The organism is Blautia sp. ZXY-1-B12 (genome assembly GCF_056339915.1).
The window spans coordinates 1-3,281 of sequence record NZ_JBWJVP010000146.1; the positions used below are offsets into that span (position 1 = coordinate 1).

The following is a 3,281-nucleotide window of genomic DNA, read 5'->3' on the forward strand; positions in this document are numbered from 1 at the left end:
CTTATCATAAATGCGGACATCTTTCAGGTTCAGGGTATCTTCCAGAATCTTATAGGCATTTGCTCTCTCAGTTCCATACGTTGCATAGGCAAACGCATTCCTTGGACTATCTGCATTTTTTCCAGTAATACGCCATTCACCATTGACCTCAGAGTATTTTACCTGTATTTCCTTCTGTGCAAGATACCACGGGGTATGAAGCAGTTCCACCATAAAAGCCTGATAATCCGAAGGCTCAATCCATGTAGCTCCAACACGCACCTCAATCTCAGACGCTTCCAGATTTCTCGGCTGAACTGCCTCTAATGCACGGACATTCGGTGTAAATTCCGGACGATTCTCTGCAAAGGTTCTCGCAGTATTTAATTTATCCCTGACATTTCCGGACAGATATTCATCTCCGCTTTCCCACTGGTCTGTCAGTGGATTCTTAAAGATAACTCCAACCAGTTCTTCTGTGATTTTCTCTTCGGTCTTTCCAGTCAGCTTTGCCATATAAGGAAGGTCTACCTTTGCCCTTTCGTTAAGAGACAATGCAAGTGCTTCTGTGGCTGTCTCAACGCTTGTCACAGCGACCGCCTTTTTAATGGTTCGCTTAGTAAACATGTCCGCTTTTCGTTTCAGCGTTCCATCTTCATTCAAGTCTTCCAGTGAACACAGCAGACAATAAGAAGAGTCATCAGAAAATGCACGTTTGTTAGCATTACTTCCAATGACTCCATACTTTGCTGTGTAGGTATCATATACCTGATTCAGTTTCTCCTGCTGTTTCTGGATTTCTTCGTCTGCTACAAATTCCTCCATCTGCATGGCGATCAATTCACGAACAGTATCACGGATTGCAACCATGCCTTTCACACGTTCTGCAGTGGCGGCAGGCATTTTCACCTGATTCATCAAAGAGTTGACACGGTAATATACCTGATCATCTACCACCGTATAGCTGTAATTTCTGACATTCGGATCTGCCGGAATACTCTCTGGCATCTCATCCAGTTCTGTTTCCACATCTACTGCCGATACCATGCTTCCATGAATGTTCTTGACCGCTTCTGCAAGCTGGAGTTCAAGGTCAGCACCTTCTATCGGCATACAGGTTGTTTCCATACCATATGGACCCGATACTTCTTTCATCTCACCCAGAATCATTTCAGGATGGTCTGCAAAATACTGGTTGACTGTAATTCCATTGGTATCACTTCCAAGATTCACCCACTCCGGCATCTCTTTTGTCATGCTGTCACGCTTCTGGAAAAACAAAATATCAGCACTGACTTCTGTTCCTGCATTTGCCTTAAAAGCTGTGTTGGGCAGTCGGATTGCTCCCAACAGATCTGCCCTCTCTGCCAGATATTTTCGAACTTCTGGTGATGCCTTGTCCATAGTTCCCTTTGTTGTGATCAGAGCAGCCACACCACCTGGACGTAACTGATCTATCGTTTTGGCAAGAAAGTAATCATGAATCATGAAATTGAAGCGATCATACTGACGGTCATTGACCTTGTATGCACCAAATGGCACATTTCCGATTGTCACGTCAAAGAAATCATTGGGATAATCTGTCTTCTCAAAACCTTTGATCTGAATATTGGCATCAGGATAGAGCAGCTTTGCAATTCTGCCGCTGATGCTGTCCAATTCCACACCATAAAGTTTGGACTGGTTTAGATTCTCCGGAAGCATTCCAAAAAAGTTCCCGACTCCCATAGATGGCTCCAGGATATTTCCCTTTGTAAATCCCAGATTCTCCAACACCTGATACATACTGTCAATCACAATCGGCTGTGTATAATGAGCATTTAAGGTGGAAGCTCTGGCTGCCGCATATTCCTCTGGTGTAAGAACCGTCTTTAATTCCAGATATTCTGTCTCCCATGCAGCTTTTGTTTCATCAAATGCATCTGCAAGACCTCCCCAGCCAACGTATCGGGATAAGATTTCCTGTTCCTCTGGTGTCGCATTACGGTTCTCATCCTCACATTTCTTTAACAGCTGGATAGCCATGATATTGGCACGGAACTTTTCTTTTGCTGTCCCCTGCCCAAGCTCATCATCTGTGATGCGGAAGTTCGTTGCTGGAATCGGTTCTGATATTCCGTTAATCTCTTCCAAAGATTCTTTTTCTTCCGATACCTCAACTTCTCCAGATAATTCTTTTTCTTTTTTATCATAATCTGTCCACACACGATTAGAAATAGCAGTGAAATACGAGGACTCTTCCTCCATTATTTCTTCCCTGATTTCCCGTAATTTATCTAGGGTATCCGCATTTACTGTTTTGTTGTGATAATGATAATAAAGTACTTCTTGTCCAAGTTTTACATCCAGACGTTCCAATTCTTGTGTTGACATTCGATTCCAAATATCATCTTTTTCCGTATGAATCGTGAAACCTTCTCCATCATCATGATATTCTAATGTGTATTGAAGTTGATTCTCTTCTCCCTTAACTTTGCAATCAAAATCATGAATTGTTGTTCTGGTACCAGACATATATTCTGAATCAACTAATTGCAAATCAGTTATATCTTCAGCGGTTAAAGTATCCTGCTCCTGTTGTTCTCCTAACATCTGCTGTGCTTCTTCCAAGTCTGCCAGTTTTTGTGCTTCCTGTCGCTCTTCGTACTTTTCCATTTCCTCCGATGACAAATAATCATCTGTGCGGATTAACTGGCGGACACGTTCTGCAACCTTATTCCACTTTAATAGAACTTCTACTTCTGGATTGCCAATTTTTCCTTTTGCAAGTTTTAATCCTTTTGCATCATGTGATGCGTCGGAAGCACCTGCTCCTGGTATTCCGGGTGAAGAACCACCTGTTCCATATTCATTTTTCAGGAACTCAGCTGCATCTTTCATATCATAATGTTCCATGAAATATTCGTAAATCCGGTTACGTCCTCCGGCAGTAATGCCACCTCTTCTTAACACTGCATCAATTTCATCCTGTGTGATAAAGGAAAGCCCTAGACGTTCTACTTTAAATTGTTGATCCACCCAGGAGAAATCTCTCTGAAGGTCACGAAAACGCTGAGAATATACTGGATTGTGCTGAATTTCCCAACGATGATAATTACTCGGATTTTCATTCATATCCGCTTGTAACCATTCAAACTGCTGATAGATTTCTTTTTTTCCTTCTGGATCTGTCCAAGCGTTCCGAATGGTATCCTGCCAATCCGTATAAGACCGGTATTCTTCCGTATTTCTATTTGTATCTCGGAAATGAAGTGCCAGAAGATCTGTCATTTCTTTCTGTTCCTGCTCGATAGCATTATTGG

General features: G+C 42.3%; 1 pseudogene. It reads right to left on the reverse strand.

The features are described from left to right. Positions 1-3,281: pseudogene (locus AC075L_RS07770) on the reverse strand (DEAD/DEAH box helicase family protein); the annotation flags it as partial.